This is a genomic window from Pseudomonas sp. PDM26, from assembly GCF_019219185.1.
Taxonomy (GTDB): Bacteria; Pseudomonadota; Gammaproteobacteria; order Pseudomonadales; family Pseudomonadaceae; genus Aquipseudomonas.
Genome location: NZ_JAHUWC010000002.1, coordinates 604806 through 627855 on the forward strand (window position 1 = coordinate 604806; position 23050 = coordinate 627855).

Consider the following 23050-nt stretch of genomic DNA (forward strand, 5'->3'; position numbering starts at 1 on the left):
AGCTACACCGCAGATTTAGCGACAGACGGACTAGGCCGCATCACACTCAACCCGTAATAAATAACCCCACCCAGCGCCGAACCGGTAAACCAGCCATAGCTGTAGAACCAGCTGAAGGCATCGCTGCCCAGGGACAGCAGCGTCAACACCACCGGCACGCCGAAGGCCAGGAAACCGCACCAGTTCCACGCCGGATACACGTCATCGCGGTACAGGCCGGCAAGGTCCAGTTGCTGTTTCTTGATCAGGAAATAGTCCACCACCATGATCCCGGCGATCGGCCCCAGCAGGCTCGAATAACCCAGCAACCAGTTGGAATAGACGGTTTCCAGACTGACGTCCGAGACGATCAGGCCGAGTTTTTTCAGCAGTTCATGGGCCATCAATGCCTGGCCGACAAACCCGGTGAGCAACACCGCTTTGGTGCGGTTGATGGCCTTGGGCGCGATGTTCTGGAAGTCATTGGTCGGCGACACGATGTTGGCTGCGGTATTGGTCGATAGCGTGGCGATGATGATCAGCGCCATCGCCAGTGCGACCCAGACCGGGCTCTGGATATGACCGATCAGGGTCACCGGATCGGACACCGTCACCCCCACCAGTTTCACCGAGGCGGCGGTCATCACCACGCCCAGGGACGCGAACAGGAACATGGTCAGCGGCAACCCGATGATCTGCCCGACGATCTGGTCCTTCTGGCTTTTTGCGTAGCGACTGAAGTCCGGAATGTTCAGTGACAGCGTGGCCCAGAAGCCGACCATCGCCGTCAGCCCGGCGGCGAAGTAGCTGGCCACGCCGGCGCCTTCGGGGCGCTTGGCCGGGATCGCCAGCAATTCGCTCATCGACACGTTGGGCATGGCCCAGACCAGCAGGCCTACGCCCACCAGCACCAGCAGCGGTGCCGACAGGGTTTCCAGCCATTTGATCGACTCGGCGCCGCGGATCACCACCCACAGGTTCAGCGCCCAGAACACCATGAAGCCGATGACCTCGCCGGTGCCGCCCAGGGATTTCCAGCCCTCGAACACCGAGCCGAGAAACAGGTGAATCGCCAGCCCGCCGAACATGGTCTGGATGCCGAACCAGCCACACGCCACCAGGGCGCGGATCAGGCACGGAATGTTGGAACCGAGCACACCAAAGGACGAGCGCAGCAACACCGGAAAGGGAATGCCGTACTTGGTGCCGGGAAAGGCGTTAAGCGTCAGGGGAATCAATACGATGATGTTGGCGAACAGAATCGCCAACAGCGCTTCGCCGACGGTCAGGCCAAAATACGCGGTCAGCACCCCGCCGAGGGTGTAGGTCGGCACGCAGATTGCCATGCCCACCCACAGCGCGGTGATGTGCCATTTATTCCAGGTGCGTTCGTGCACCTTGGTCGGTGCAATGTCGTGGTTGTAACGGGGACTGTCGAGGACATCGCTGCCGGCTTCCAGCTCAAACAAGCCGTCGCGTTCGGTCACTTGCGATCTGATCTGTTGCATGGCCGCTCCACTGTTCTTTTGATTATTGTTGCTCATCAGGGGCTGGCGGCATCAATAAACGTGCCGAGTGCCCCGATTACGCATCGGGCAGTTCCATAAACACATTGCAACCAACTGATGTTTATCGCTTTTATTCACTGACTCGACTATTTGTAAGGTCACTCAGGCCGAATGCCAGGCAAGTTGTCGAAACAGTCAGGGCTCAATCTGGTGCGTTGATCTTTTTTTCAATGGCTGCGCATCAACCATAGACCATACTCAAACAGCTGATTTCACATAAGAAATCTTGACTATTTTTCGATCCTGTCAAGTGCGTCAAAATGGTGAACAGCCTCACCATTTTGGTGATTTATGAATTTATTCGTTAATTATCAAATAGTTAATTACAGAATAAGCTTATAAAAAATATTCTTGCCGATTCGGACAAGTGCAGCTAGCGTTTAATCCTGACAGCACTGACAGGATTAATTCTGTGCGGGCTGTTTTGAATAAAACATCTAGAACCGGCATAAGCCGGTCATTGCCTGCGAGGAACTCGGAATGTCTCTGTTGATCCGTGGCGCCACCGTTATTACCCATGATGAAAGTTATCGCGCCGATGTGTATTGCGCAGACGGCGTGATCAAGGCCATCGGCGAAAAGCTCGATGTACCTGCAGGCGCCGAAGTGCTCGACGGCAGCGGCCAATACCTGATGCCCGGCGGCATCGATCCGCACACCCACATGCAGCTGCCGTTCATGGGCACCGTGGCCAGCGAAGACTTTTTCAGCGGCACGGCGGCGGGATTGGCCGGCGGCACCACGTCGATCATCGACTTCGTGATTCCCAATCCACAGCAATCCTTGCTCGAAGCCTTCCATCAGTGGCGAGGCTGGGCCGAGAAGTCGGCGTCGGACTACGGCTTTCACGTCGCCATTACCTGGTGGAGCGAGCAGGTCCGCGAGGAAATGGCCGAGCTGGTCAGCCAGCACGGCGTCAACAGCTTCAAGCACTTCATGGCCTACAAGAACGCGATCATGGCCGCCGACGACACCCTGGTGGCGAGTTTCGAACGCTGCCTGGAACTGGGCGCGGTGCCGACCGTTCACGCGGAAAACGGTGAACTGGTGTATCACCTGCAACGCAAGCTGATGGCCCAGGGCATCACCGGACCGGAAGCGCATCCCCTGTCGCGGCCTTCGCAGGTGGAAGGCGAAGCGGCGAGCCGGGCGATCCGCATCGCCGAAACCCTGGGTACGCCGCTGTACCTGGTTCACGTCTCGACCAAGGAAGCCCTCGACGAAATCACGTACGCCCGGGGCAAAGGCCAGCCGGTCTACGGCGAAGTACTGGCCGGGCACCTGCTGCTGGACGACAGCGTCTACCGCGATCCGGACTGGCAAACCGCCGCCGGTTACGTGATGAGCCCGCCGTTCCGCCCTCGCGGCCATCAAGAGGCACTCTGGCATGGCCTGCAATCGGGCAACCTGCACACCACCGCCACCGACCACTGCTGCTTCTGCGCCGAGCAAAAAGCCGCGGGGCGCGACGACTTCAGCAAGATCCCCAACGGCACCGCCGGCATCGAAGACCGCATGGCGGTGTTGTGGGATGAAGGCGTGAACAGCGGACGCTTTTCGATGCAGCAATTCGTCGCGCTGACGTCCACCAACACGGCGAAGATCTTCAACCTCTACCCACGCAAAGGCGCGATTCGCGTCGGTGCCGATGCCGACCTGGTGCTGTGGGACCCGCAAGGCACACGGACCATTTCCGCCACGACCCACCATCAGCAGGTGGACTTCAACATCTTCGAAGGCAAGACCGTGCGCGGCGTGCCCAGCCACACCATCAGCCAGGGCCGCGTGGTCTGGGCCGACGGCGACCTGCGGGCCGAGCGCGGGGCCGGGCGCTACATCGAACGGCCGGCGTACCCGGCGGTGTTTGATTTGCTGAGCAAGCGGGCTGAGTTGCACAAGCCTGTTGCTGTGAAACGCTGATCCGCTTCTCTGTGGCGAGGGAGCTTGCTCCCGCTGGACTGCGCAGCAGGCCCAGAACCAAACAACCCGGTGCATCAGAACAAACCGGTTGAACGGATTTGGGGCGGCTTCGCCACCCAACGGGAGCAAGCTCCCTCGCCACAAGGTGAAGCAAAAAATAATGCCCATTCAGAGGCAGCACCTCAAATAACCGTGAGGCCAAAACCGTGATCAAGACCCTGGACCACCTCCCGCATCCCGTTGAGAATGCGGCCGCCCTCGCCGGCCATTTCACCGATCTGGCGCCGCCGCTCAACGAGCGTCAGGCGCACCTGGAAGCCTCGCGCTGCCTGTATTGCTACGACGCGCCCTGCGTGAATGCCTGTCCGAGCGAAATCGACATTCCCTCGTTCATCCGCAACATTGCGCAGGACAACGTGCAAGGTGCCGCGCAGAAAATCCTCTCGGCCAACATCCTCGGCGGCAGTTGCGCCCGGGTGTGCCCGACGGAAATTCTTTGCCAGCAAGCCTGCGTACGCAACAACGCCCACGAATGCGCACCGGTCATGATCGGCCTGTTGCAACGCTACGCCGTGGACAACGCCCACTTCAGTACGCACCCCTTCCAGCGCGCTGCCGCCACCGGCAAACGCATCGCCGTGGTCGGTGCAGGTCCGGCCGGGTTGTCCTGCGCCCACCGCAGTGCCATGCACGGGCATGACGTGGTGATCTTCGAGGCGCGGGAAAAGGCTGGCGGCCTCAACGAATACGGGATCGCCAAATACAAACTGGTGGATGACTACGCACAACAGGAGCTTGAGTTCCTGTTGCAGATTGGCGGGATCGAAATCCGCCATGGGCAGAAGCTCGGAGACAACCTCTCCCTCAGCGAACTGCATCAACAGTTCGATGCGGTGTTCCTCGGCCTCGGGCTCAACGCCAGCAAACAACTGGGCCTGGCCCACGAAGACGCGCCCGGCCTGCTCGCCGCCACCGACTACATCCGCGAACTGCGCCAGGCCGATGACCTGACCCAACTGCCCCTGGCCGACCGTTGCATCGTCCTCGGCGCAGGCAACACCGCCATCGACATGGCCGTGCAAATGGCCCGCCTCGGCGCCCACGACGTGAATCTGGTGTATCGCCGTGGCATCGAGGACATGGGCGCGACCCATCACGAACAGGAGATTGCCAAGGCCAATCAGGTGCGGTTGATGACCTGGGCACAACCCGAAGAAGTGCTGCTCGATGACCACGGCCGCGTGCGCGGCATGCGTTTCGCCCGCACCCATCTGGTGGAAGGACGCCTGCAAACCACCGGTGAAACCTTCGAACTGGCCGCCGATGCGATCTTCAAGGCCATCGGCCAGGCCTTCGACGGCAGCGCCCTCAGCGATCCGCTGGCCCGTGAGCTCAAGCGTCAGGGCGAGCGCATCGAAGTCGATGAAAACCTGCGTACCAGCATCCCCGGCGTGTATGCCGGCGGCGACTGCACCAGCCTCGATCAAGACCTCACCGTGCAAGCCGTGCAGCATGGCAAGCGCGCCGCCGAGGCGATCAATGCTCAACTGATGCTCAACGTGGAGGCTGCGTAAATGGCCGATCTGTCGATTGTCTTCGCCGGCATCAAAGCACCCAATCCATTCTGGCTGGCCTCCGCTCCACCGACCGACAAGGCCTACAACGTGGTCCGCGCCTTCGAGGCCGGCTGGGGTGGCGTGGTCTGGAAAACCCTGGGTGAAGACCCGGCGGCGGTGAACGTATCGTCGCGCTACTCGGCGCACTTCGGGGCTAACCGGGAGGTACTCGGTTTTAACAACATCGAGCTGATCACCGACCGCTCGCTGGAGATCAACCTGCGGGAAATCACCCAGGTCAAAAAGGACTGGCCGGATCGCGCGCTGATCGTGTCGTTGATGGTGCCCTGCGTCGAAGAGTCCTGGAAGCACATCCTGCCGCTGGTGGAGGCCACCGGCGCCGACGGCATCGAGCTGAACTTCGGCTGCCCCCATGGCATGCCGGAACGCGGCATGGGCGCGGCGGTCGGCCAGGTGCCTGAGTACGTGGAACAGGTCACCCGCTGGTGCAAGACGTATTGCTCGTTGCCGGTGATCGTCAAGCTCACGCCGAACATCACCGACATCCGTGTCGCCGCCCGCGCCGCCCACCGTGGCGGTGCCGATGCGGTGTCGTTGATCAACACTATCAACTCGATCACCAGCGTCAACCTTGAACGCATGGTCGCCAACCCCATGGTCGGCAGCCAAAGCACCCATGGCGGTTATTGTGGTTCGGCCGTCAAGCCGATTGCCTTGAACATGGTCGCCGAAATCGCCCGTGATCCGCAGACCCAGGGCCTGCCGATCAGCGGGATCGGCGGCATCGGCAACTGGCGCGATGCTGCGGAATTCATCGCGCTCGGCAGTGGCTCGGTGCAGGTATGCACGGCGGCGATGCTGCATGGTTTCCGGATAGTCGAAGACATGAAGGACGGTTTGTCACGCTGGATGGACAGTCAGGGCTACGCCAGCATCGCGGAATTTTCCGGCCGCGCGGTGGGCAACACCACCGACTGGAAGTACCTGGACATCAACTACCAGGTGATCGCGAAAATCGATCAGGAGGCGTGCATTGGCTGTGGTCGTTGCCATATCGCTTGCGAGGACACATCGCACCAGGCCGTGGCCAGCCTCAAGCAAGCGGATGGCACGCACAAATACCAGGTGATCGATGAGGAGTGTGTGGGCTGCAACCTGTGCCAGATCACCTGCCCGGTGCAGGACTGCATCGAGATGGTGCCGGTGGAGACTGGCAAGCCGTTCCTGGACTGGAATCATGATCCGAGGAATCCGTATCACGTTGCCGTTTGATCGCTGAAGATCAAAAGATCGCAGCCTCGTTTCACTCGACAGCTCCTACAAGGGAACGCGCAATCCTGTAGGAGCTGTCGAGTGAAACGAGGCTGCGATCTTTTCGGACAATGCAAATCCTGTCGGTCTAAGGCTCCAACCCGATCCCCCGCAAAATCACACTGGTCACCGTCTGCACCGCCCGTTCGAACTGCATGTCCGACAGCGGCTGGTGGTCATTGAGAATATTCACCTGGTGATCGAAGTCGGCATAGTGCTGGGTCGAGGCCCAGATCATGTACAGCAGGCTCGACGGCTCCACCGGCAGGATGCGTTTGTCCTCCACCCACTGGCGGATTTTCGCTTCTTTCATCTTGGCCCAGTCATACAGGCTCGCGTCCAGCGCTGCGCCGAGGGTCGGTGCGCCATGGATGATTTCGTTGGCCCAGACTTTCGAACCATATGGCCGGCTGCGGGAATGGTTCATCTTGGCGCGGATGTAGCTGCTGAGCACCACACGCGGGTCATCGAACATCTCGAAGCACAGGGCGTCCTGCTTCCAGACTTCCAGCAAGTCGAACAGCACGGCGCTGTACAGTTCGGTCTTGGTGCTGAAGTAGTAGTGCAGGTTGGAGCGCGGCAGTTGCACCTCGGCGGCGATGTCGGCCATGGCGGTGCTGCCGAAGCCCTTTTCAGCGAAGACCTTTTCCGCCCCCAGCAGGATTTTTTCGACGTTACTGCGACGAATCTCGATCTTGTGATTGCCCATAAGGGCTCCCTGACAACAGCGTTGAACAAGACTAGCACCCGCTCTAGCTCGCGGCGACAGGGTCAAACCAAACATTTCACTCCCCCGCCTCCCAGACAGGTCATCGTATAACTTCCGATTGACAACCCTGGAAAATCCCGCAAATATCGCCCCTAATGTTGTACGACGACGTATGACAACTATAAAAACAAGAAACAAGGGAGCGTCACAGTGAGCAAGCTCGTCCGCAATTCCTCCGCCCGTTCTTCGTGTCCAGATTTTACCCGCCGTCAAACCCTGAGTCTGATTGGCTGCAGCGGCCTGGCTCTCGCCCTGCCCATCACCTGCCAGGCCGCAGGTTTCACCGACGACGCCAAGGCCACGCTGAACCTGCGCAACGCCTACATCAATCGCAACTACACCAACCCGGCCTATCCCCAGGGCAAAGCTGAAGAGTGGACGCAAAACTTCATTCTCGACGCCCGGTCCGGGTTCACCCGGGGCACCGTGGGTTTCGGTATCGATGTACTGGGCCTGTACTCGCAGAAGCTCGATGGCGGCAAAGGCACCGCTGGCACGCAGCTGTTGCCGATCCACGACGACGGCCGCCCCGCCGACAATTTCGGTCGGCTCGGCGTGGCGCTCAAAGGCAAGATTTCGAAAACCGAATTGAAAGTCGGCGAATGGATGCCAGTGCTGCCGATCCTGCGTTCCGACGATGGCCGCTCACTGCCGCAGACCTTCCAGGGCGCGCAAGTGACCTCCACCGAAATCAGTGGCCTGACGCTCTACGGCGGTCAATTCCAGCAAAACAGCCCGCGTAACGACGCGAGCATGGAAGACATGTTCATGAACGGCAAAGCGGCGTTTACCTCGGACCGTTTCAATTTCGGCGGCGGTGAATATGCGTTCAATGACAAGCACACGCAGGTCGGCGTCTGGTACTCGGAACTCAGTGACATCTACCAGCAGCAATACTTCAACCTGACCCACAGCCAACCCCTCGGTGACTGGACCCTGGGCGCCAACCTCGGCTACTTCATCGGCAAGGAAGACGGCAGTGCCAAGGCCGGCGACCTCGACAACAAGACCGCGTTCGCCCTGCTCTCGGCCAAATATGGCGGCAACACCTTCTACGTCGGCCTGCAAAAACTCACCGGTGACGATGTCTGGATGCGGGTCAATGGCACCAGTGGCGGCACCCTGGCCAACGACAGTTACAACTCCAGCTATGACAACGCCCGGGAAAAGTCCTGGCAAGTACGCCACGACTACAACTTCGTCGCCCTCGGCGTTCCGGGCCTGACCCTGATGAATCGCTACATCAGCGGCGACAACGTGCACACCGGCGCCATCACCGACGGCAAGGAATGGGGCCGCGAGTCGGAACTGGCCTACACGGTGCAGAGCGGGCCGCTGAAAAACCTCAACGTGAAATGGCGTAATGCGAGCATTCGCAAGAGCTTCAGCACCAACGAGTTCGATGAGAACCGGGTGTTCATCAGCTATCCGATTTCGTTGTTGTAACGCTGAAGTCTTGGCCAACCATATAACCCTTGTGGCGAGGGGGCTTGCCCCCGTTGGGCTGCGAAGCAGCCCCAAAAACTTAGCCCCGGTTTTGGCAGGATCATCGAGTTCACCGGGTTTACGACTGCTTCGCAGTCGAACGGGGGCAAGCCCCCTCGCCACAGGTACAGCGTTCGCAACTGAGAGATGACCCTCCGTCAATTTCCACCAATGTCGCGTTGACAAGAGCCGGAAACCCTAACGATACTTCAGCACAGTCGTACGACAACCTACAACAAATCAATAACAACGACCAGACGTCCAGGATTCCCATGACGACCACCACAACCGCCCGCCCCCCTTTCAACCGCCTGCTGCTGACCGGCGCCGCCGGTGGCCTCGGTAAAGTCCTGCGCGAAAGCCTGCGCCCTTACGCCAATGTGATTCGCCTGTCGGACATCGCCGACATCGCGCCGGCCATCGATGATCGCGAAGAAGTGATGCCGTGCGACCTCGCCGACAAGCAGGCGGTGCATCAACTGGTCGAAGGCGTGGACGCGATCCTGCACTTCGGCGGCGTGTCGACCGAGCGCTCGTTCGAAGAGATCCTCGGCGCCAACATCTGCGGCGTGTTCCACATCTACGAAGCTGCGCGCCGCCACGGCGTGAAGCGGGTGATCTTCGCCAGCTCCAACCATGTGATCGGCTTCTACAAGCAGGACGAAGTCATCGACGCCCACTCCCCTCGCCGCCCGGACAGCTACTACGGCCTGTCCAAGTCCTACGGCGAAGACATGGCCACGTTCTACTTCGACCGCTATGGCATCGAGACCGTCAGTGTGCGCATCGGCTCATCGTTCCCGGAGCCGCACAACCGCCGGATGATGAGCACCTGGCTGAGCTTCGGCGACCTGACCCGTCTGCTCGAGCGCGCCTTGTACACCCCGAACGTCGGCCACACCGTGGTCTACGGCATGTCCGACAACAAGGACATCTGGTGGGACAACCGCTACGCCACGGCCCTGGGTTTTGCCCCGCAGGACAGTTCCGAAGTGTTCCGCGAAAAAATCGAAGCACAGCCGATGCCAGCCGCCGATGATCCGGCGCGGCTCTATCAGGGCGGCGCCTTCTGCGCAGTCGGCCCGTTCGATGACTGAGCCCTCGCCGCTCACTTGATCCCCACGACAAAACCCAAGGGAATGAGTTGCCATGCAAGCCGAATTGATTGTCGACGCCCGCAACGTGGTCGGTGAAAGCCCGGTCTGGGTGCCTGAGGAAAACGCGCTGTACTGGGTGGATATTCCCGCCGGCGGTTTACAACGCTGGAGTGCCGATTCCGGCCTGGTCGATGCCTGGAAAACCCCGGAGATGCTCGCCTGCATCGCACGTCATCGCGATGGCGGCTGGGTCGCCGGCATGCAGAGCGGGTTCTTCCGCCTGCATCCAAGCAACGACGGCAGCCTCGACTGTGAACCGTTGGCCCACGTCGACCATGCCCGCACCGACATGCGCCTGAACGACGGCCGTTGCGATCGTCAGGGACGTTTCTGGGCCGGCAGCATGGTGCTGAACATGGGCGCCAACGCCACCGAGGGTACGCTCTATCGCTACAGTGCCGGACAACGCGGGCCACTCGAAGCGCAACTGAGCGGTTTCATCGTGCCCAACGGCCTGGGTTTCAGCCCGGACGGCAAGACCATGTACCTATCGGACTCGCACCCCAGCGTGCAACTGATCTGGGCTTTCGACTACGACATCGCCAGTGGCACACCGTCCAACCGCCGGGTGTTCGTCGACATGAACCACTTCTGCGGTCGCCCTGACGGCGCGGCGGTCGACGCCGATGGCTGCTACTGGATTTGCGCCAATGACGCCGGGCTCATCCACCGCTTCACCCCCGATGGCCGACTCGACCGCTCCCTCGCCATACCGGTGAAAAAACCCACCATGTGCGCCTTCGGTGGCCCTCGACTGGACACGCTGTTCGTGACCTCGATCCGCCCCGGCGACGACCATGACCCGCAATCACTGGCCGGTGGCGTGTTCGCCCTCGCCCCCGGCGTCAAAGGTTTACCCGAACCCCGTTTCAACGACTGAGCAACCTCAACAGAAAAGCGCTCCTGCTGCATCGCTGTGCCTTGAATATAAAAACAACAAAACTGGAGACACCCCCCATGGACTTCAAACGCACCTTGCTCGCCGCCGCACTTCCATTCGCCTTTTCCCTCAGCGGTGCCGTCCAGGCACTGGAAATCAAATTCGCCGACATCCACCCCGCCGGTTATCCGACCGTGGTGGCTGAAGAGCAGCTGGGTAAAACCCTGGTGGCCGACAGCAACGGCGCGCTGACCTTCAAGATGTTCGCCGGCGGTGTGCTCGGCTCGGAAAAAGAAGTGGTCGAACAGGCTCAGGTCGGTGCCGTACAGATGGCCCGGGTCAGCCTCGGCATCGTCGGTCCGGTGGTGCCGGACGTGAACGTGTTCAACATGCCCTTCGTGTTCCGTGACCAGGCGCATATGCGCAAGGTCATCGACGGGGCGGTCGGCGACGAAATCCTCGACAAGATCACCCACTCCGAATTCAACCTGGTCGCCCTGGCCTGGATGGACGGTGGCACGCGCAACCTCTACACCAAGAAACCGGTGCGCAGCATCGAAGACCTCAAGGGCATGAAGATCCGCGTGCAAGGCAATCCGATGTTCATCGAAACCATCAATGCCATGGGCGGCAACGGCATTGCGATGGACACCGGCGAAATCTTCAGTGCCCTGCAGACCGGCGTGATCGACGGCGCGGAAAACAACCCGCCGACCCTGCTTGAACACAACCACTACCAGAACGCCAAGTACTACAGCCTGACCGGCCACCTGATCCTGCCCGAACCGATCGTGATGTCGAAAATCACCTGGAACAAACTCACCCCCGAGCAGCAAGCCCTGGTGAAGAAAACCGCCAAGGCGGCACAGGCCCAGGAACGCACCCTGTGGGATGCGAAATCGGCCAGCAGCGAAGAAAAACTCAAGGCTGCCGGCGTCGAGTTCATCACCGTCGACAAGAAACCTTTCTACGAGGCAACCGCCTCGATCCGCGAGAAATATGGCGCGCCCTACGCCGATCTGATCAAGCGTATCGAAGCCGTTCAGTAACCCTCCCTGCATTCAAGAAAGGCCCGGCGCCGCTGACGTTGGTGTACGTCAGTGCGCGCCCGGTTACGGTGGAACCCGATGAAGAATCTGCTGCTGCGTATCAACGACAGGATTTACATGACCTGCATCTGGGTGGCTGGCCTGTCGGTCCTGGCCATTTCCCTGATGATCCCCTGGGGCGTTTTTGCCCGTTACGTGCTCGGCACCGGCTCCAGTTGGCCTGAGCCCACTGCAATCCTGCTGATGATGGTGTTCACCTTCATCGGTGCCGCCGCCAGCTACCGCTCCGGTTCGCACATGGCGGTGGCGATGCTCACCGACCGCCTGCCGCCGCACCTGCGCAAGACTGCAGCCATTGTCGCGCAACTGCTGATGGCTACGATCTGCCTGTTCATGGCCATCTGGGGCAGCAAGCTGTGCCTGTCGACCTGGAACCAGTTCATGAGCGCCCTGCCGACCTTGCGCGTAGGTATCACCTACATGCCGATTCCGATTGGCGGCGCGCTGACGCTGGTGTTTGTCCTGGAAAAACTCTTGCTCGGTGACCAGAGCAACCGTCGGGTCGTGCGTTTCGACCTCGTTGAAGAAAACGAAGGGGCTGCCTGAATGGACGCTTTTATTCTGTTGGGCAGTTTTATCGCGTTGATCCTGATCGGCATGCCGGTCGCCTACGCCCTGGGGTTTGCCGCACTGATCGGTGCGTGGTGGATCGACATCCCGTTCCAGGCCCTGATGATTCAGGTGGCCGGGGGCGTGAACAAGTTCTCGCTGCTGGCGATTCCGTTCTTCGTACTGGCCGGCGCGATCATGGCCGAGGGCGGCATGTCCCGGCGCCTGGTGGCGTTCGCCGGGGTGCTGGTGGGCTTCGTGCGTGGCGGCTTGTCGCTGGTCAACATCATGGCCTCGACCTTCTTTGGCGCGATCTCCGGTTCCTCGGTGGCGGACACCGCCTCGGTCGGTTCGGTGCTGATTCCGGAAATGGAACGCCGTGGTTATCCCCGGGAGTTCGCCACGGCGGTGACCGTCAGCGGCTCGGTACAAGCGCTGCTGACACCGCCCAGCCACAACTCGGTGCTCTACTCCCTGGCCGCCGGCGGCACGGTGTCGATCGCCTCGCTGTTCATGGCCGGCGTAGTGCCGGGCCTGTTGATGAGCGCGTGCCTGATGGTGCTGTGCCTGATCTTCGCGAAAAAGCGTGACTACCCGAAAGGCGAAGTCATTCCGATGCGCGAAGCGCTGAAGATCTGCGGCGAAGCGCTGTGGGGCCTGATGGCCATGGTGATCATCCTCGGCGGCATCCTGTCGGGCATTTTCACCGCCACCGAGTCGGCGGCGATTGCGGTGCTGTGGTCGTTCTTCGTGACCATGTTCATCTACCGCGACTACAAATGGAGCGAACTGCCGAAACTGATGCATCGCACGGTGCGCACGATCTCGATCGTGATGATCCTGATCGGCTTCGCCGCCAGCTTTGGCTACATCATGACCCTGATGCAGATCCCGGCGAAGATCACCACACTGTTCCTGACCCTGTCGGACAACCGTTACGTGATCCTGATGTGCATCAACGTCATGCTGCTGTTGCTCGGTACGGTCATGGACATGGCGCCGCTGATCCTGATCCTCACGCCGATCCTGATGCCGGTGATTCTCGGCATAGGCGTGGACCCGGTGCAGTTCGGCATGATCATGCTGGTGAACCTGGGCATTGGTTTGATTACACCGCCGGTGGGTGCGGTACTCTTTGTGGGGTCAGCCGTGGGTAAAGTCAGCATTGAATCCACCGTGAAAGCCCTGCTGCCGTTCTATGGCGTGTTGTTCCTGGTGCTGCTGGCCGTGACCTACATTCCGGCGCTGTCGCTGTGGTTGCCGCATCTGGTGTTGTAAGCATTTCGGCACGCAAGCCCTCCTGTGGCGAGGGGGCTTTTGTGGCGAGGGGGCTTGCCCCCGTTCGGCTGCGCAGCAGTCGTAAAACTTTGCACTCGGCGTAACTGACACACCGCGAAAGCAAGTTTTAGGGCCGCTGCGCGACCCAACGGGGGCAAGCCCCCTCGCCACAAAAGCCCCTCGCCACAGGGAACGGTGCAAGCCTCAAAAAATCACATGGCAGGTCAACATGTCGCCAACACTCCTCGAACTCGAAGACGAATTCACCCGCCTCACCCTCGCCCCGCAACTGAGCGGCAGTATCGTCAACTGGTCCGTGCGCAGCACTGGCCAGCCGTTGTTGCGCCACGCTGATGCCCAAGCACTCAACAGCGGTTTGCCGGGCAAGCTCGGTTGCTTCCCTTTGATCCCCTGGTCCAACCGCATCGCCAATGGCGGTTTCGATTGCCCCGACGGCTGGCTGGCACTGACGCCCAATAGCCTCACCGATCCCCTGCCGATTCACGGCAGCGCCTGGCAGCAGCCGTGGCAGGTGGCCTCCAGGACGGCGGACGAGGTCGTGCTACAGCTCGACAGCGCAACACCCTTCGCTTTTCGCGCCCGGCAACGTTTCCATTTGCGCGCGGGCAAGCTGAGCATCGAACTGCACGTCACGCACCTGGCTGAACACGCTGCATGGCATGGTCTGGGGCTGCATCCATATCTGCCGCGCACCGCGAACACCCGACTACAGGCACCGGCCCGACACGTGTGGTTGTGTGACGGGGCAAAACTGCCGACAGAACTCAGCGCATTGCCGGTGGAGTGGGATTTTCAGCAACTGAAGTCATTGCCCGAATCACTGGTGGATAACGGTTTCTGTGAATGGGACGGTCACTGCCTGATCCGCCAGCGCGACCTCGGCTATGAACTCGACTGCCAGGCCACCGGCAGCGATTACTACCTGCTCTACTGCCCTGTGGGCCTGGGGTTTTTCTGCATCGAACCGGTGAGCCACCCGGTCAACGCGCATCACCTGCCCGGTCGGCCAGGCTTGCGTTTGCTGGAACAGGGTCAAGCCACCGAACTGGGCTTCACCCTGCAGTATCGGCCGCTTCAGGCAGAGGCCCCCAACAGTTGACTCAACACTGCGCGCAATTTGCCGGGCTTCACCGGTTTGTTCAGCAAGGGCGCGTTGAGCCGCTGCAACGCACGCCGACAATGGTCGGTGCGGTCGGCGGTAATGATCACCGCGGGAATGTTCTGGTGGAAATGCTCACGCAAATGTCGCACAACATCACAGCCGACCACCCCGTGGTCGAGATGATAGTCCGCGAGAATCAGTTCGGGTGCCTGACCGCGCAGCGCCGCCAGCGCAGCTGCTTCATCGGTGGCGGTTACAACGTCGCAGCCCCACTGCTCGAGCAACGCGCCCATGCTTTGGAGAATGCTCACTTCGTTGTCGAGCACCAGTAAACGACGGCCCGGCAGCGGGTTGCCGGTGCCCGGTTGTGGCACCGCCTGGCTCACGGGCAACGGAACCTCGTCGGAGATCGGCACCTCGATGCTGAACATCGAACCCCGCCCCGGCAACGAGTACACGCCGACTTTATAGCCAAGGATCTTGGCGATGCGCTCGACGATCGCCAGCCCCAGGCCCACGCCCTTGCGGTCGGCGGCGCGGCCGACGTCCAGCTGGTTGAACTCGAGGAAAATCGAATCGAGCCGGTCGGCGGCAATGCCACGCCCGGTGTCCCAGACCTCCAGGCGCAACATCTCGCCCCGACGCCTTGCCCCCAGCAGGATGCTGCCTTCGTCGGTGTAGCGGCAGGCATTGCTGAGGAAATTGCGCAGGATCCGCGTCATCAGGCGCAAGTCGGTGCTGATGGCGTAATCGGCCATGCGCACCCGCAGGTTCAAGCCGGCCGCCTGGGCGACGGACTGAAACTCCGACACCAGCGGCCCGAGCAGTTCGTCGAGGCGGTACGAGGCGATGTCCGGCTTGACCGCAGCCTGATCGAGCCGGGAAATGTCGAGCAGATCCGTCAGCAGGTCTTCGGCCCCTTCCAGGGCCTGGTGAGTGCGTTCCACCAGCAGCTGTTCGGCTTCCGGCAATTGGCGTTCGCGCAAGGTCGAAATCAGCAACCGCGCGGCGTTCAGCGGTTGCAGCAGGTCGTGGCTGGCGGCGGCGAGGTATTTGTCCTTGCTGTGATTGGCCGCCTCGGCGGCATCGCGGGCGACGCGCAAGGCCTGGGCGATCTGTTTACGCTGGGTGATCTGCTGCTGAAGATTACGGTTGGCTTCGAGCAATTCATTGGTGCGCGCGACGACGCGCAGCTCCAGTTCGTCATTGAGTTGCTGCAGGCGTTGCTGGGCCAGTTTGCGCTCGGTGATATCGGAAACGAACCCTTCCACCAGCCCTTCCTGGCCGGGCTTGAGCAGCAGGTTCATCAACACATCGAGGTAACTGCCGTCCTTGCGCCGCAAGCGGGTTTCATAGCCGTGCAGGCTGCGCTGGTGCCTGAGGATTTCGCCGATGTTTTCCAGCTCCTGCGCGCCGTCGACGAACAGGGTGCTGGCAAGGTCAGTCAGGGAGAACAGCACCTCCTGCGGGTCCTGGTAGCCGAGCATGCGTGCCAGCGCCGGGTTGGCGGCGCGCATGCCATCGTGCAGGCTGACCTGGAAGATCCCGTGCACCGCGTTTTCGAACAGCCACTTGTAGCGGTTACGCTCGGCTTCCAGATCATCCAGGCGCGCGGCCAGTTCCGGGTAATGACTCTTGCGCGCCGAATGGCTGCCCAGCCCCAGCAGCCCGGCCAGGGCCCGTTGTTGTTCGTCAGAGGGCTTCGCCATAGACGACCTCGACATCACGCTGGCTGGACTCGCGCGGGTTGGTCAGGATGCACGGATCGTGCATCGCATGCTGCGACAGGAACGGAATGTCCGAGGTCCGCACGCCATGCAAACCGAGGGTTTCGTGAAAGCCGATGGCGTGCTTGAGGGCGATCAGGTGTTCGACCAGACGCCCGCAGATCTGCCGGTGATTCAGGCCCCGGCAGTCGATGCCGAAGGTCTCGGCGATCACCTTGAAGCGCTCCGGTGCCGAGTTGTAATTGAAGGCCACCACGTGCTCGACCAGCACCGCGTTGCACAGGCCGTGGGGCAGGTCGAGAAAGCCGCCGAGGCTGTGGGACATGGCATGCACGGCACCGAGGATGGCGTTGGAAAACGCCAGCCCGGCCTGCATGCTGCCGAGCATGATCTTCTCGCGCAGGGCGATGTCGGTCGGGTTGGCGATCATTTGCACCAGGTTGCCATTGATCAGGCGCATCGCCTCCAGCGCGTGGGGGTCGGTCAGGGGCCCGTGGCCGGTGGACACGAAGGCTTCGATGGCATGCACCAACGCGTCGATACCGGTACAGGCCGACAGGAACGGGTCCATGCTCAGGGTGGTTTCCGGGTCGATCAGCGAAACGTCCGGCACCACCGCCTTGCTGACGATGGAGAACTTCATGCGTTCCTGCTGGTTGGAAATGATCACGAATTGCGAGACGTCGGCCGAGGTGCCCGCGGTGGTCGGAATCAGGATCAGTGGCGGGCTGGGCACGCGGATAGTGTCCACGCCCTCGAAATCGAGAATGCTGCGGCCATGGGCGACGACGATGCCGATGCCTTTGCCACAGTCCATCGGGCTACCGCCGCCGACGGCGACGATCACGTCGCAGTGATTTTCCCGATACAGCTCGGCACCGCGCATCACCTCTTCGACCCGCGGGTTCGGTGAAACGTCGGTGTACAGGCAGTATTCGATGCCCAGGGCTTGCAGGCTGGCTTCGACATCGGCGACCCAACCGGCGGCAATCACGCCGGGATCGCTGACCACCAGGACCTTGCGCGCGCCAAAGGTCTTGGCGTAATTGCCGACACTGTGCCGGCTACCGGCGCCGAAGATGATTTCAGGCGAAACGAATTTACGCAGCTGGTTGAGACTCTGGCTCATTTGAAAGCCTGTTTTTATTGTTTTGGAAGGTAGAAACCACACTAAACCATCCAGCTGCGAATGCAATCAGACCAATGGGTAGCACATTCAAGTTCACCACAGCCCCCTGTAGGAGCGAGCTTGCTCGCTCCTACAGGGGGATTTGTGTCGCCAGACTAGCCGCGATAGATCAGCTGTGAGGCCTTTTCGTTACGCAGTGTCAGATGTTCGATCCCCAACCCCGGCGCCTCGGCTTCCTCGCGGGCCTTGAGGATCACGCCGTGATGGGGCGACTTGCTGCACACCGGGTCGGCATTGCTGGCATCGTCCGTCAGCATGAAAGCCTGGCAGCGGCACCCTCCCAGGTCCTTGTGCTTTTCGTCGCAGGAGCGACACGGCTCCGTCATCCAGTCATCGCCGCGAAAACGATTGAAGCCGAACGAGTCGTTCCAGATGTGTTCAATGCTGTGCTCGCGCACATTGGGAAACTGTACGGGCAATTGCCGGGCGCTGTGGCAAGGCAGCGCCGTGCCATCGGGGGTGATGTCGAGAAACAGGTTGGCCCAGCCGTTCATGCAGGTCTTGGGACGTTCCTCGTAGTAGTCCGGGGTGACGAAGATCAACTTGCACGGGTGACCCTGGGCTTCGAGACGCTGGCGATATTCGTTGGTGATGCGTTCGGCACGCTGCAATTGTTCACGGGTGGGCAACAGGCCGACGCGGTTGAGTTCGGCCCAGCCGTAGAATTGGCAGGTGGCCAGTTCGACAAAATCCGCCTCCAGCTCCAGGCACAGCTCGATGATCTGCTCGATCCGGTCGATGTTGTGCCGATGGGTGACGAAGTTCAACACCATCGGATAGCCCTGGGCTTTCACGGCCCTGGCCATGGCCAGTTTCTGGGCAAAGGCCTTGCGCGACCCCGCGAGCATGTTGTTCACCGCCTCGTCGGCGGCCTGGAAGCTGATCTGGATATGGTCCAGCCCGGCCACCTTGAAATCGCGCACCTTCTGCTCGGTCAGGCCGATGCCGGAGGTAATCAGGTTGGTGTAGTAGCCCATGTCCCGGGCGGCCTTGATCAGCTGCGCCAGGTCTTGCCGCACAAGGGGCTCGCCACCGGAAAAGCCCAATTGCGCGGCACCCATGTCCCGCGCTTCGCGAAATACGCGAATCCACTCTTCCGTGTTCAGTTCCTCACCGTGCCGGGCAAAGTCCAAGGGATTGGAGCAATAGGGGCATTGCAGCGGGCAGCGGTAGGTCAGTTCGGCGAGCAGCCACAACGGCGGCCCGGGCTGCGTCTCACTCGATCCAGAACTGCGCATGGGCCACCTCCAGAAACGCCAGCACGTCTTCATCGATCCCCGGTACGCCGGGGAAATTCGCACTCAATCGATCAATGATCGCCGCCACGCTGCGCTGGCCATCGACCAGATCGAGAATCTGTCCGGCACTGGCGTTGAGCTTGATCATGCCTTCGGGGTACAGCAGCACGTGGCAGTCCTGACGGGGCTCCCATTGCAGGCGAAAGCCGCGGCGCAAGGCCGGTGACTGCTGACGATCGATCAGGCTCACAGGGCAATCCCCCGGTGCCAGACGTTGTCGCCGGTGACCGTGTGATACGGCGGGCGCGCAAGCTCGTAGGCCATGCTTATGGCATCGAGCATGCTCCACAGCACGTCGAGCTTGAATTGCAGAATCTGCAGCATGCGTTGTTGCCCCTCGGCCGTCACGTAGTGCGCCAGGGTGATGCGCAAACCATGCTCGACATCGCGCCGCGCCTGGCTCAGGCGCGTGCGGAAGTAGTCGTAGCCGGCGACGTCGATCCACGGGTAATGAGTGGGCCAGGCATCGAGTCGCGATTGATGGATCTGTGGGGCAAAGAGTTCGGTCAGCGAACTGCTGGCCGCTTCCTGCCAGCAGGCGCGACGGGCGAAATTGACGTAGGCGTCCACGGCGAAACGCACGCCGGGCAGCACCAGTTCCTGAGAGAGGAGCTGCTCGCGATCGAGCCCCACGGCTTCGCCCAGGCGCAGCCAGGCTTCGATACCGCCCTCGCTGCCGGGGACGCCATCGTGGTCGAGAATCCGTTGCAGCCATTCGCGGCGCACGTCGCGGTCCGGGCAGTTGGCGAGAATCGCGGCGTCCTTCAACGGAATGTTGATTTGATAGTAGAAGCGATTGGCGACCCAGCCCTGGATCTGCTCGCGGCTGGCGCGGCCGGCGTACATGGCTTGGTGGAAGGGGTGATGAATGTGGTAGTAGGCGCCCTTGGCGCGCAGGGCGGCTTCGAATTCTGTGGGGGTCATTGCGTTGTCAGTCATTGCGGTTCTCCGGGAAGTTCTGCGGCGTCTGGTCCGGCCTCTTCGCGGGCAAGCCCGCTCCTACATTGAATCGGCGGTGCCCCCTGTGGGAGCGACGGTGCGGCGATCCGACCTGCTCGCGATAGGGCCATCGGCTACAGCTCAATACTCATGCCGTCATAAGCCACTTCAATACCCCGCCGTTCCAGCAACGCCCGCTCGGCCGAGTCTTCATCGAGAATGGGATTGGTGTTGTTGATGTGGATCAGCACCTTGCGCTGGCGGTTGAACCCTTGCAGCACTTCTAGCATCCCGCCGGGGCCGCTTTGTGGGAGGTGCCCCATTTCGCTGCCCAGGTTCTGGCCGACTTCGCAGATACGCATCTCGTCGTCGCGCCACAGGGTGCCGTCCAGCAGCAGGCAATCGGCACGCTGCATCCAGCTCAGCACTTCATCGTCGATTCGGCCAAGGCCCGGGGCATAGAACAGCGAGGCGCCGTTGCGCAGGTCTTCAATGAACAAGCCAATGGTGTCGCCCGGTTGCGGGTTGCCGCGATTGGGCGAATACGGCGGCGCGTTGCTCACCAGGGGAATCGCGCGAAATTGCAAATGCCCGCAGGCCGGGATGCTGAAAGACTGGCGATCGAGGCCGACCGGTTGCCAGTGCAATCCGCCGTTCCAGTGCTCAAGCATGTTGAACAACGGAAAACCGCTGCTCAGGTCCTGATGCACGCGCTCGGTGCACCACACCGCATGCGGGCAGCCTTCGCGCAGGCTGAGCAAGCCGGTGCAATGGTCGATCTGGCTGTCGAGCAGCACGATGCCGGCGATGGCGCTGTCACGCAGGCGCCGTGCCGGTTGCAATGGCGCAAAACTCTCGAGTTGCGCACGAATGTCCGGTGAAGCATTGCACAGCACCCACTCCACGCCGTCGTCGCTCAGGGTGATCGACGACTGCGTACGGCGCTGTGCCCGCAGGCTGCCATTGCGCACACCGGCGCACTGGCGGCAGTTGCAGTTCCACTGCGGGAAACCACCGCCGGCGGCGGAACCGAGAACGCGAATGTGCATGGCGGATGCTCCAGAAGGCAGGCCCGGCCAACGCAGCGGCTGGCCGGGTGATCAATCAACGGTTGGCGAAATACATCGTCACTTCGAAGCCAATGCGCAGATCGGTAAACGCGGGTTTAGTCCACATGGGTCATTCCTCTTCTTGTGCCGGGTGATTCCGGTAGAGCCATTAATGCACGGGGCATCGAGTGCCCGAATGCTACTTTCGAAGGAGCTTTGGGGGTGATTTGGTAGGGGGTGTGCGATCGTCATGCACACACAAATACTGTAGGAGCGAGCTTGCTCGCGAAGAACCCGAGAACGCCACGGGGTGTCAGGCTTCCAGCGTTATCGTTGACGTCCATCGCGAGCAGGCTCGCTCCTACAGAGTGCTTGCCATCAGTGCGAAATCAGAAGAACCCCAGCGGATTGATGTCGTAGCTCACCAGCAGGTTTTTGGTCTGCTGGTAGTGATCGAGCATCATCTTGTGGTTCTCCCGACCGACGCCGGACTTCTTGTAGCCACCAAACGCCGCGTGTGCCGGGTACAGGTGGTAACAGTTGGTCCACACGCGCCCTGCCTTGATCGCCCGGCCCATGCGGTAGGCGCGGTTGATGTCGCGAGTCCACAGGCCGGCACCGAGGCCGAACTCGCTGTCGTTGGCGATGGCCAAGGCTTCGGCTTCGTCCTTGAAGGTGGTGATACCCACCACCGGGCCGAAGATTTCCTCCTGGAACACACGCATCTTGTTGTGGCCCTTGAGCAGGGTCGGCTGGATGTAATAGCCGCTGGACAGGTCGCCCTCCAGACGTTCGGCCGCGCCGCCGGTGAGCAGCTCGGCGCCCTCTTCCTGGGCAATGGTCAGGTACGAGAGGATCTTGTCGTATTGCTGCTCGGACGCCTGGGCGCCGACCATGGTCTCGGTGTCCAGCGGGTTGCCGCGCTTGATCTTGACGATCTTCTTCATCACCTCGGCCATGAACGGCTCGTAGATCGACTCCTGCACCAGCGCCCGGGACGGGCAGGTGCAGACTTCGCCCTGGTTGAAGAACGCCAGCACCAGGCCTTCGGCGGCTTTTTCGATGAACGCGGGCTCGGCGTTCATGATGTCTTCGAAGAAGATGTTCGGCGACTTGCCGCCCAGCTCGACGGTACTCGGGATGATGTTCTCGGCGGCGCAATGCATGATGTGCGCGCCCACCGGGGTCGAGCCGGTGAAGGCGATCTTGGCGATGCGCTTGCTGGTAGCCAGGGCCTCGCCGGCTTCGCGACCGAAGCCCTGGACGATGTTCAGCACGCCCGCCGGCAGCAGGTCGGCGATCAGCTCGGCGAAGACCATGATCGACAGCGGCGTTTGCTCGGCGGGCTTGAGCACGATGCAGTTGCCGGCGGCCAGGGCCGGGGCGAGTTTCCAGGCAGCCATCAGCAGCGGGAAGTTCCACGGAATGATCTGCCCGACCACGCCCAGCGGTTCGTGAAAGTGATAGGCCGTGGTCAGCTCGTTGATCTCGGCGGCGCCGCCTTCCTGAGCGCGGATGCAGCCGGCGAAGTAACGGAAATGGTCGGCCGCCAGCGGCACGTCGGCGTTCAGGGTTTCGCGCACGGCCTTGCCGTTGTCCCAGGTTTCGGTGACGGCCAGGACCTCAAGGTTCTGCTCGATGCGATCGGCGATTTTCAGCAGCACCAGGGAGCGGTCCTGGGCCGAGGTCTTGCCCCAGGCATCGGCAGCGGCATGGGCGGCGTCGAGGGCCTTGTCGATGTCGGCCGCGCTGGAGCGCGGGAACTCGGCGATCACTTCACCGTTGACCGGCGAGGTGTTGGTGAAGTACTCGCCATTGATCGGAGCGACGAACTCGCCACCGATGAAGTTGCCGTAGCGCGGCTTGAAGGTAATGACGGCGCCTGGAGTTCCGGGTTGTGCGTAGATCATGGTGGGCCTCTGTCTGGGTCGATGCCTGTCGTACTGACAGGCGATGAGCCGATACTAGAGAGCCCCGCGTGCCGAACGAATGCATCGTTGGCAGGAGGGGCTCTCGTTATTTGGTCGTAGAAGGCGCTGCGGTATCAGCAGGCTTTTGTGGCGAGGGAGCTTGCTCCCGCTCGGCTGCGCAGCAGTCGTAAATCCAAACGACTCGGTTGCGGCCGAGAACGTAGGGGGCTGCT

The 23050-nt window shown here is 61.4% G+C and carries 20 protein-coding genes; 10 read left to right on the forward strand and 10 right to left on the reverse strand.

The window, feature by feature from the left end; genetic code table 11:
* Positions 1 to 2: 2 nt before the first annotated feature.
* Positions 3 to 1487 carry an NCS1 family nucleobase:cation symporter-1 gene (locus KW849_RS06580; RefSeq protein ID WP_218428648.1) on the reverse strand — a complete coding sequence of 495 codons (1485 nt, stop codon included), beginning with the start codon at positions 1485 to 1487 and terminating at the stop codon, positions 3 to 5.
* A 540-nt stretch (positions 1488 to 2027) separates the two neighbouring features.
* On the opposite strand from KW849_RS06580, the gene hydA reads away from it, so the two are divergent.
* The 3 genes from hydA to preA all read left to right on the forward strand — a co-directional run bounded on the left by hydA (position 2028) and on the right by preA (position 6316).
* On the forward strand, positions 2028 to 3467 hold the full coding sequence (gene hydA, locus KW849_RS06585; RefSeq protein WP_218428649.1) for a dihydropyrimidinase: 1440 nt from the start codon (positions 2028 to 2030) through the stop codon (positions 3465 to 3467).
* A 206-nt stretch (positions 3468 to 3673) separates the two neighbouring features.
* A complete protein-coding gene (locus tag KW849_RS06590) occupies positions 3674 to 5041 on the forward strand; it encodes an NAD(P)-dependent oxidoreductase (RefSeq protein WP_218428650.1) in 1368 nt (455 codons plus the stop codon).
* Positions 5042 to 6316, forward strand: a complete 1275-nt coding sequence (preA, locus tag KW849_RS06595; RefSeq protein WP_218428651.1) for an NAD-dependent dihydropyrimidine dehydrogenase subunit PreA — start codon at positions 5042 to 5044, stop codon at positions 6314 to 6316.
* A 127-nt stretch (positions 6317 to 6443) separates the two neighbouring features.
* Here preA and KW849_RS06600 read toward each other — a convergent pair whose 3' ends face one another.
* A complete protein-coding gene (locus tag KW849_RS06600) occupies positions 6444 to 7064 on the reverse strand; it encodes a TetR/AcrR family transcriptional regulator (protein ID WP_218428652.1) in 621 nt (206 codons plus the stop codon).
* A 210-nt stretch (positions 7065 to 7274) separates the two neighbouring features.
* Here KW849_RS06600 and KW849_RS06605 point away from each other — a divergent pair, with 210 nt between their 5' ends.
* The 7 genes from KW849_RS06605 (at position 7275) to KW849_RS06635 (ending at position 14702) form a co-directional block, all read left to right on the forward strand.
* Positions 7275 to 8570 (forward strand): OprD family porin, encoded by a 1296-nt coding sequence (locus KW849_RS06605; protein WP_218428653.1) that lies wholly within the window; start codon positions 7275 to 7277, stop codon positions 8568 to 8570.
* A 311-nt stretch (positions 8571 to 8881) separates the two neighbouring features.
* The gene (locus KW849_RS06610; protein WP_218428654.1) at positions 8882 to 9706 is read left to right on the forward strand and encodes an NAD(P)-dependent oxidoreductase; all 825 of its coding nucleotides are present in this window, start codon (positions 8882 to 8884) and stop codon (positions 9704 to 9706) included.
* Positions 9707 to 9758: 52 nt separating this feature from the next.
* Entirely contained in the window at positions 9759 to 10646 is an 888-nt protein-coding gene (locus tag KW849_RS06615) for an SMP-30/gluconolactonase/LRE family protein (RefSeq protein WP_218428655.1), read from the forward strand.
* Between the two features lie 77 nt (positions 10647 to 10723).
* Entirely contained in the window at positions 10724 to 11695 is a 972-nt protein-coding gene (locus KW849_RS06620; protein ID WP_218428656.1) for a TRAP transporter substrate-binding protein, read from the forward strand.
* Between the two features lie 78 nt (positions 11696 to 11773).
* The gene (locus KW849_RS06625; protein WP_218428657.1) at positions 11774 to 12301 is read left to right on the forward strand and encodes a TRAP transporter small permease; all 528 of its coding nucleotides are present in this window, start codon (positions 11774 to 11776) and stop codon (positions 12299 to 12301) included.
* Positions 12302 to 13582 carry a TRAP transporter large permease gene (locus KW849_RS06630; protein ID WP_046037280.1) on the forward strand — a complete coding sequence of 427 codons (1281 nt, stop codon included), beginning with the start codon at positions 12302 to 12304 and terminating at the stop codon, positions 13580 to 13582. It begins immediately after the preceding gene.
* A 229-nt stretch (positions 13583 to 13811) separates the two neighbouring features.
* Positions 13812 to 14702 (forward strand): aldose 1-epimerase, encoded by an 891-nt coding sequence (locus KW849_RS06635; protein WP_218428658.1) that lies wholly within the window; start codon positions 13812 to 13814, stop codon positions 14700 to 14702.
* Here KW849_RS06635 and KW849_RS06640 read toward each other — a convergent pair.
* The 8 genes from KW849_RS06640 to KW849_RS06675 form a co-directional block, all read right to left on the reverse strand.
* Complete coding sequence (locus tag KW849_RS06640) at positions 14678 to 16414, reverse strand: NahK/ErcS family hybrid sensor histidine kinase/response regulator (RefSeq protein ID WP_218428659.1); 1737 nt, start codon at positions 16412 to 16414, stop codon at positions 14678 to 14680. The two genes, KW849_RS06635 and KW849_RS06640, sit on opposite strands and share 25 nt — an antisense overlap.
* A complete protein-coding gene (gene ercA, locus KW849_RS06645; protein ID WP_218428660.1) occupies positions 16398 to 17561 on the reverse strand; it encodes an alcohol dehydrogenase-like regulatory protein ErcA in 1164 nt (387 codons plus the stop codon). Before ercA ends, KW849_RS06640 begins: the two co-directional genes overlap by 17 nt.
* A 155-nt stretch (positions 17562 to 17716) precedes the next feature.
* Complete coding sequence (gene pqqE, locus KW849_RS06650) at positions 17717 to 18859, reverse strand: pyrroloquinoline quinone biosynthesis protein PqqE (RefSeq protein WP_218428661.1); 1143 nt, start codon at positions 18857 to 18859, stop codon at positions 17717 to 17719.
* Positions 18837 to 19109, reverse strand: coding sequence for a pyrroloquinoline quinone biosynthesis peptide chaperone PqqD (pqqD, locus tag KW849_RS06655; protein ID WP_103393708.1), 273 nt, complete (start codon positions 19107 to 19109; stop codon positions 18837 to 18839). The genes pqqE and pqqD overlap by 23 nt, the downstream gene beginning before the upstream one ends.
* Positions 19106 to 19858 carry a pyrroloquinoline-quinone synthase PqqC gene (gene pqqC / locus KW849_RS06660; RefSeq protein WP_218428662.1) on the reverse strand — a complete coding sequence of 251 codons (753 nt, stop codon included), beginning with the start codon at positions 19856 to 19858 and terminating at the stop codon, positions 19106 to 19108. The genes pqqD and pqqC overlap by 4 nt, the downstream gene beginning before the upstream one ends.
* A gap of 134 nt (positions 19859 to 19992) precedes the next feature.
* Complete coding sequence (pqqB, locus tag KW849_RS06665; RefSeq protein ID WP_218428663.1) at positions 19993 to 20907, reverse strand: pyrroloquinoline quinone biosynthesis protein PqqB; 915 nt, start codon at positions 20905 to 20907, stop codon at positions 19993 to 19995.
* 55 nt (positions 20908 to 20962) lie between these two features.
* Positions 20963 to 21034, reverse strand: a complete 72-nt coding sequence (pqqA, locus tag KW849_RS06670; protein ID WP_003253598.1) for a pyrroloquinoline quinone precursor peptide PqqA — start codon at positions 21032 to 21034, stop codon at positions 20963 to 20965.
* 262 nt (positions 21035 to 21296) lie between these two features.
* Entirely contained in the window at positions 21297 to 22817 is a 1521-nt protein-coding gene (locus tag KW849_RS06675) for an aldehyde dehydrogenase family protein (protein ID WP_046037291.1), read from the reverse strand.
* Positions 22818 to 23050 lie beyond the last annotated feature (233 nt).

Coding starts and splice junctions, on each gene's coding strand:
- KW849_RS06580 (WP_218428648.1), bottom strand. CDS start 1,487: ATGCAACAGATCAGATCGCAAGTGACCGAACGCGACGGCTTGTTTGAG.
- hydA (WP_218428649.1), top strand. CDS start 2,028: ATGTCTCTGTTGATCCGTGGCGCCACCGTTATTACCCATGATGAAAGT.
- preA (WP_218428651.1), top strand. CDS start 5,042: ATGGCCGATCTGTCGATTGTCTTCGCCGGCATCAAAGCACCCAATCCA.
- KW849_RS06600 (WP_218428652.1), bottom strand. CDS start 7,064: ATGGGCAATCACAAGATCGAGATTCGTCGCAGTAACGTCGAAAAAATC.
- KW849_RS06610 (WP_218428654.1), top strand. CDS start 8,882: ATGACGACCACCACAACCGCCCGCCCCCCTTTCAACCGCCTGCTGCTG.
- KW849_RS06615 (WP_218428655.1), top strand. CDS start 9,759: ATGCAAGCCGAATTGATTGTCGACGCCCGCAACGTGGTCGGTGAAAGC.
- KW849_RS06620 (WP_218428656.1), top strand. CDS start 10,724: ATGGACTTCAAACGCACCTTGCTCGCCGCCGCACTTCCATTCGCCTTT.
- KW849_RS06625 (WP_218428657.1), top strand. CDS start 11,774: ATGAAGAATCTGCTGCTGCGTATCAACGACAGGATTTACATGACCTGC.
- KW849_RS06630 (WP_046037280.1), top strand. CDS start 12,302: ATGGACGCTTTTATTCTGTTGGGCAGTTTTATCGCGTTGATCCTGATC.
- KW849_RS06635 (WP_218428658.1), top strand. CDS start 13,812: ATGTCGCCAACACTCCTCGAACTCGAAGACGAATTCACCCGCCTCACC.
- KW849_RS06640 (WP_218428659.1), bottom strand. CDS start 16,414: ATGGCGAAGCCCTCTGACGAACAACAACGGGCCCTGGCCGGGCTGCTG.
- ercA (WP_218428660.1), bottom strand. CDS start 17,561: ATGAGCCAGAGTCTCAACCAGCTGCGTAAATTCGTTTCGCCTGAAATC.
- pqqE (WP_218428661.1), bottom strand. CDS start 18,859: ATGCGCAGTTCTGGATCGAGTGAGACGCAGCCCGGGCCGCCGTTGTGG.
- pqqC (WP_218428662.1), bottom strand. CDS start 19,858: ATGACTGACAACGCAATGACCCCCACAGAATTCGAAGCCGCCCTGCGC.
- pqqB (WP_218428663.1), bottom strand. CDS start 20,907: ATGCACATTCGCGTTCTCGGTTCCGCCGCCGGCGGTGGTTTCCCGCAG.
- KW849_RS06675 (WP_046037291.1), bottom strand. CDS start 22,817: ATGATCTACGCACAACCCGGAACTCCAGGCGCCGTCATTACCTTCAAG.